Source organism: Martinezella lusitana (assembly GCF_900094565.1).
GTDB lineage: Bacteria > Pseudomonadota > Alphaproteobacteria > Rhizobiales > Rhizobiaceae > Rhizobium > Rhizobium lusitanum.
On record NZ_FMAF01000009.1, the window covers coordinates 29,770 to 36,493 of the forward strand.

Genomic DNA, 6,724 nt, shown 5'->3' on the forward strand with positions numbered 1-6,724 from the left:
TTGTGAGCGGTGTCGTCGGCCACACCAATACCAGTCTCAGTCACACTGCCAATGGCGCTGTCGTTACCGACAAGCTTAATCGTCGGTGCATCGTTCGTGCCGTTGATGGTGATGTCGATCTGCTGGGACGTGCCATCCGCCGTCGTCACCGTGACGATGTCGTGCAGCTTCGTGTTGCTGCCGGTGCTGTTCAGCGCCTGGACGGCACTGTTACTGTTATCGAGCAGGTAGCTCCAGTGACCGTCAGCGCCGATCGTGAAATGACCGTAGCTCGTCGCCACGTTATTTTGCGCCGTAAACGAAGGATTGCTATCGACGTCCGTCCCCGAAAGCACCCCGCTCGCCGCGGGCACCCCGACCGTCCCATTATCGACGCCACCGGCCTCCGTCACGCTGCCAGACACGTCACCCATGATCACCGCAGCATCGTTCGTGCCGTTGATCTTGATGCTGAACGTACCGCTGCTTTTGCTGCCGTCACCATCGGTCAAGGTGTATCCGATCGACAGGATCGATGTGTGACCAACTGACAGGGCATCGAATGCAGTTCCGGGTGTGATAGTCACATGGCCTGCGTCGATCGAGATCATCGACGGGCTCAACGTCAAGCCGGCAAGATCACCCGTGGCCTTGATGCTATCGACATGGATCGCACCGCTCGCAGCCGCCCCATCGGCACCGAAAGCGATGGTGCCCGCAGCAAGAGTAAAGGTTGGGTTGTCGTTCTCAAGCATAGACCCAAGCGAAACGGTGCTTGCGATCGGTTTGTCGTCGCTGATGTTGAAGGTCAGTGTCGCGGTATGGCTTTCTCCGTCAATCGGCGCGTCGCTGATTTTAACCGCGAAGTCGTCATGATTGCTCGCGCCGTTCGTTGCCGCGGTCAGCGTATAGATGTAATTGATGGCCGTTGCGGTGACGCTGACGATATGTAGCGTTCCATAAGTGCCCTGAATGTTGGCATTGGCATCACCATGAGCGATGACTGCGCCAACATTGAATGTATGGCCGCCGATTGTCACCGTCGAAGGTGCATCGCCCGCGGTGATCGCAATACTACCCGAATGGACGTTGGCGACGCCGGCCGTCCCCGTTCCACCCTGTAAGCCGCTTTCGCTGACGCTTGACACCAGGCTCGCCGAAGAGATCGTCGGAAGGCTGTCCGTCGCCGACTGAACGACGATGGTTGCGGAACCGCTGCCTAAGGCGACGGAATCGCCATCGAAATCCGTCGCCGTCAGATATTTCGAGAAGTCGAGCGGCAGCGTCTTGCCGCCGTCGATCGGATGGTACAGGTCGAACGTGGCATGACCACTGGTAGGATCGACAGTCAACGTGAAGACCGTGACGCCTCCGGCCGAGCCGGTGATCGTGTGCCCATCCGCGCTGGCAAGCGTGATGGCCGTGCCGTTGTAGGTCAACCCGGTTCCACCGGTCAGGTTGCCGGAAGAGGTTCCGGCGGTGATCGCGTTCACCGACCAGGCCATCGGGCCGTCGGCGCTGGCATGCACCAGTGAGGTCAGATCCAGAGTCGTCTCGGCGGGGGCATTGGTGGGTATCGTCGTCGTGTCGATGACATGAATGTTGTCGAGTGTGATCGCCCGGGCGGCGTCATGCGGAGAGACTGTAATCGACGTCAGCTGTACGTTGTAAAGAGGGGACCCCGCGGTAACCGAAAAAGTCGTATTGCCGTTAGTTGGCGTGAACGTCGTGGTATAAGTTTTGCCATCCGCCCCGATGCCGATGATAGTGACTGGCTGGGTTGGGGAATGACCCCGCGTGGACTCAGTTATGTCCATCTGGGTGACGACGAACGTCGTCCCCGCGTTGGATGCGAGCACGATATCGCCGTTGTTAGACGACTGACCAGCGTGGCCGTGACCAACGCTGCCTTCAGTAATCGTCAGGCCTGCAGCCGCTGGGGTGACCGTGCTGAAATCGATTATGTATGATCCCGTCGTCACTATCGGCGCATTGATCGCCGTTTCCGAAACACTTGCGGAAACGGAGGAATGATCAACCAGAGTAGGCACATCATCGATCACATCGACCGTAAATCTCTGTGTGCCGTTCGTCGTGTCGCCGTCGCCGTCATGGCCAGCAACCTGGAAGGTTAGCTTGATATCCGCGAGGTTGACCTGACCGTTGACGTCGTCGAGCCCCTTATAGAGCGTGAAGTTGTAGGCACCGCTGGCGTGACTACCGTCTTGAGACAGAGCAACCTTGAAGACCCAGCTCGACTGGTCGGCGGCATCGCTGCCGGTATAGGCGATCAGCGTCATGCCGTCACCGCTGAGCGAGTAGGACAGCGCGCGGCCGCCAGAGCTGAGCTTTGTCGCATCCAGCGTCTGATTGTTGCCGTAGCTCGCGGTGAAATAGCTGCCGTTCGATTGCGCTACGAAGGTAGCAGCATGGGCGGCCGGGCCGTCAGCGCCGAAGGCGAGATTGAGCGCAACATCGCCGGTGCTGATGCCCGAAGGCGACAGCGAACCCGAATTGGTCAAAAGATCGTGCTCGACAAGCGTCTTTGCCGAAATGCCACCAACGATCGAAGGGCCGGCATCGTCGAAATGAATGCTGCTGCCGATAGAAACAGACCTGGCGACGGTGTCGCCGTCGCTATCGGTTGCACTGAGAACCGCCGAGAGCTTATCGGTGAGATCAACCGTGTCGCCATCCGACTTTGACGTGTTCGGGTTAGCAAGCGCCATGTACTGGGCGATGCTGACCTTGCCGCTGTTGTCGATGCGGATCGCAAAGGCGATTTCGCCATCGGCGATCTTGCCGACAACCGTGCCATCGGCAAGCTGCGAAAGCGTGATCGCCAGACCTGCCGTCGTCGTCAAGCCGGAGTCGGCATTGTCGATATGAAGTCTCAGGCTGCTCGTCGCGCCCGACGCATCGTCGGCACCCATCGAAACCGACGGAGAGACGACGTTATGCTGTGCGTAGACTGTCGACATGTGTGGATCGCTGCCGCCGGTGATGCCGGCAAACAGGCTTTTAACTGCATAGGTGGCGCTTACGTCGTTGTCGCCGCTGCCGCTCTCGTCGATGGTGATCGAGCCCGTCAGGGCCAGATCGACCTTCGGCATGTCGTCGACGATCGTGACTTTCAAAGCGCCGGTCAGCGTCACACTGTCACCGTCGCTGTCAGTTGCCTGGATGACGGAACCGAAGTCGATGGCCGAGATCGAGCTATTGCCGGAGCGCAGATCGTTGCCGGGACCCGCGACATTGTCGAGCTGATCGTATTGCTGGAAAGTGAAGCTGCCATCGCCGGACAGCGTCAATGACAGGACCGGGCGGTCGAGAAACGGATTGTAGCCGCTGTGGTGATCGTTATCGACATAGCCGATGATCACATTGTTGACGACGGCATAGGAGAGCGCGCCGCCACCCGAAGTCAGATGCAGGGCGGCAAGTGTCGATGCCGCATTGGCAGTGAAGCCGAAGCCGCCGCCGGGCGCTGCGCCATCGGCACCGAAGGAGACGGTGGACGCTACGGAGCCGGATACCGTGGCCGCAAAACCGAGACCGAACAGTGCCGGCTGCGAGGACGATCCGTCATGTGTGCCGTCGAGCGCGCTGTTGCCATGCGACAGGAGATTGTAAATGTCGCCTTCGTCGGCCCTGGCCGCGACGGTTGCGCCGGAGGCAACGGGAACGTCGTCGGTGATGGCGATCGCCAGCGAGCCCTTTGCCGTATCGCCATCGCCATCCGTAACCGTGAAGCCGAAATTCAGCGTCAGGCTATCTTCGGTCGTCGACGACGCCGAATGAACAAGCGGCGCATCAGCAGTGAAGCTATAGGAACCGTCCGAATTGATCGTCAGAACCGCAACGGTGGCATGGCTGGAGGCGCCGGTTGCCGTCCAGGTCGTCACACCGTTCGTCGCAGACGAGGTCCAGCTTACGTTTTCCTGATGGCCGATGCCATGGCTGTCGAGATAGATCGCCTTCAGCGTCGGCAGATTGTCCATCGATACGCTCATGACGCCATCGGCACCGGCAGAGAACAGAGCCCCGGCATCACCGTTGATCGTCTTCGCGTCGGCGGCGTCATCCAGGTTGCCATGCGCCTGCGCATCGTCGTTGAGCGGCGTTGATGTGGTATCGACCTTAAAGGCGATCGGCGCGTCGTCCTTGACGGTTACCGTCAGCGAACCGCTGGCTGTATCGCTGTCACCATCGGTGACCGTGAAGTTGAAGGACAGATCCTGTGTATTTTCCGCAGTCTGGCTTGCCTGATGAGCGACCGGCGCGCTGAGCGTGAAGCTGTAGGAACCATCCGTGCCGATCGTCAGCGTCGCGACCGTCTGGCCGCTGTCCTTGCCGGTCGCGATCCAGATCGTCTCACCGCCCGCCGCAGTCGTCGGGCTGCCCCAAACAACCGACTCGACATGCGCAAATCCGTCCTTGCCGGTATAGATGGCGCCGAAATCGGTCGTCGCTCCGAGCGTGACCTGATGAACGCCATCCGCGCCACCAGTAAAGAGCGTGCCGCTCGTGCCGCTGACCGTATCGGTGTCCGTTACGCCAACTGTGTCGGGATTTCCGCCCTTTAGGGCATCGTCGTTCAGCGTCACCCCGGTCACAGTGACGGTGTGTGCCAGCGGCACGTCATCCGTGACATGCAAGGTCAGCGAGCCGGTGGATGTATCATTGTCGCCATCGGTCACCGTGAAGGTGAAAGTCAGCGGCAAGCCTTCTTCCGTCGTGCCGGAGGTTGGGTGGACGAGCGGCGCGCCTGTGCTGAATGTGTAGGAACCGTCAGCATTGATGGTCAGCGTGGCGACGGTCTCGTGATTTGCGCTGGAAGCAATCCAGGTTGTCGCGCCGCCGGAAATCGTCGGCTTGCCCCAGGTGACGTCTTCCTGCTGTGCGAACCCGTTGGCATCGACGTAGATCGCCTTCAAAGCCGGCAGGCTGGACTGATCGATCGAGACGCTTGCAAAACCGTCAGCACCAGCGCTGAACAACGCACCGGCAGCGCCCGAGACGCTATGCACGTTGGCGTCGTTGGCGTCCAGATTTCCACCGATCTGGGCGTCGTCGTTGAGCGGCGAGGCAGTGCTGTCGACCGTATGGGCGATCGGCACATCGTCCTTGACACCAACTGTCAGCGAACCCGTAGCCTTGTCGCCATCACCATCGGTGACCGTGAAGTTGAATGTCAGGGACAGGGTCTCTTCGTCGACTTGCGCGGTCGGATGCGCGAGCGGCGCACCAGTCGAAAACGTGTAGGAGCCGTCGGCATTGATGGTCAGCGTGGCAACGGTCTCATGATGCGCGCTGCTGGCCACCCAGGTCGTGCTGCCGTCGGCGACCGGCGCTTTGCTCCAGATCACGGCTTCCTGATGCGCGACGCCATCCGCATCGGTATAGATCGTGGTCAGCTGCGGCAGATCCGAATGAGCAATCGTGACCCGCTTGAACCCATCTGCGCCCATGTTGAACAGGCTGCCCGATGCGCCGCTGACGCTGTTGTATTCGTCGGCCTGGTCGGAATTGCCCCCGGGGAGCATATCCTCGTTAACGAGGCGATCAGCCGCAGCATTATTGGCGACCGGGAGGCTGTCGGCGACGTTGAGCGTCAGCGAGCCCGTTGCCTTGTCGCCGTCACCATCGGTGACTTCAAAGCCGATCTTGAAATTCTCGTTGTCGGAGCCCTTGTCGTCAGCAAAGGCGCCGGACTGGACATAGGTGTAGCTGCCGTTGGGATGGACGGTTAGCGTGAAGATGACGTGGCCGGAATCCTTGCCGGTCGCCGTGTAGATCGTGTTGCCGGAATCGTCCCTCGAGGTGCTGTAATGCAGTCCTTCCGTGTGCGCGACGCCGTTTTCACCAATATTGATGGCCTTGAGCCCGGTCGGATTGCTGAAAGTCAGCCGCGCGAAGCCATCGGCCCCGGTCGTGAACAGGCTACCCGATGCGCCACTCACGCCGTCGGCATTGCTCTTGGCGCCATCCGTTGGCGTCGCGCCCTCGCTCGGCTGCTCGAGAAGCAACTGGACGGAAGGTGAATTCGTCCCCGAGGAGGTCGACGTGGTATCGTGGAGGACGCCCGAGTCTGCTGTCACATTATTGGCGACCGGAAGGCTGTCAGCGACGTTGAGCATCAGCGAGCCAATTGCCTTGTCACCATCACCATCGGTGACTTCGAAGGAGATCTTGAAATTCTCGTTGTCGGAGCCCTTGGCATCCGCAAAAGCGCCGGACTGGACATAGGTGTAGCTGCCATCAGCACCGACGGTCAGTGTGAATAGGACATGGCCCGATTCCTTGCCGGTTGCGGTGTAGATCGTGTTGCCCAGATTGTCCGTCGTGGTGTTATAGGACAGACCTTCTTTGTGAGCGACGCCATTGACATCGATGTAGATGCCCTTGAGGCCGGTCGGATCCGTGAAGGTAACCTGCTGGAAGCCGTCAGCGCCGGCGGTAAACAGGCTTCCCGATCCGCCACTGACGGTGTCGGTGGCGCCCTCCGACGGTGTCGGCCCTTCGCTGAGCTCGGCGATTGGGCGGAGCGGCATTTGCTCAGCCGCCGTGTCGTAAAGGCTGCCTGTGCCAACGGTGACATCGCTGGCGACAGGCTTGTCGTCGGCGACAGTGACGGTGAAGGTGTTCGCGGCGCTATCGCCGTCAGAATCGGTTGCTGTGTAACCGAAAGTCAGCTTGATGGCGTCCGAGCCCTTGGCGTCGTCGAGCGACTGCACGAGGGTGA

Annotated in this window: 1 protein-coding gene; it reads right to left on the reverse strand. The window is 60.3% G+C overall.

The window, feature by feature from the left end; all coding sequences use genetic code 11:
• Positions 1–6,724, reverse strand: a 6,724-nt coding sequence (locus tag GA0061101_RS19310; RefSeq protein WP_167669575.1) for a T1SS-143 repeat domain-containing protein, incomplete at both ends; no start/stop codon positions are given.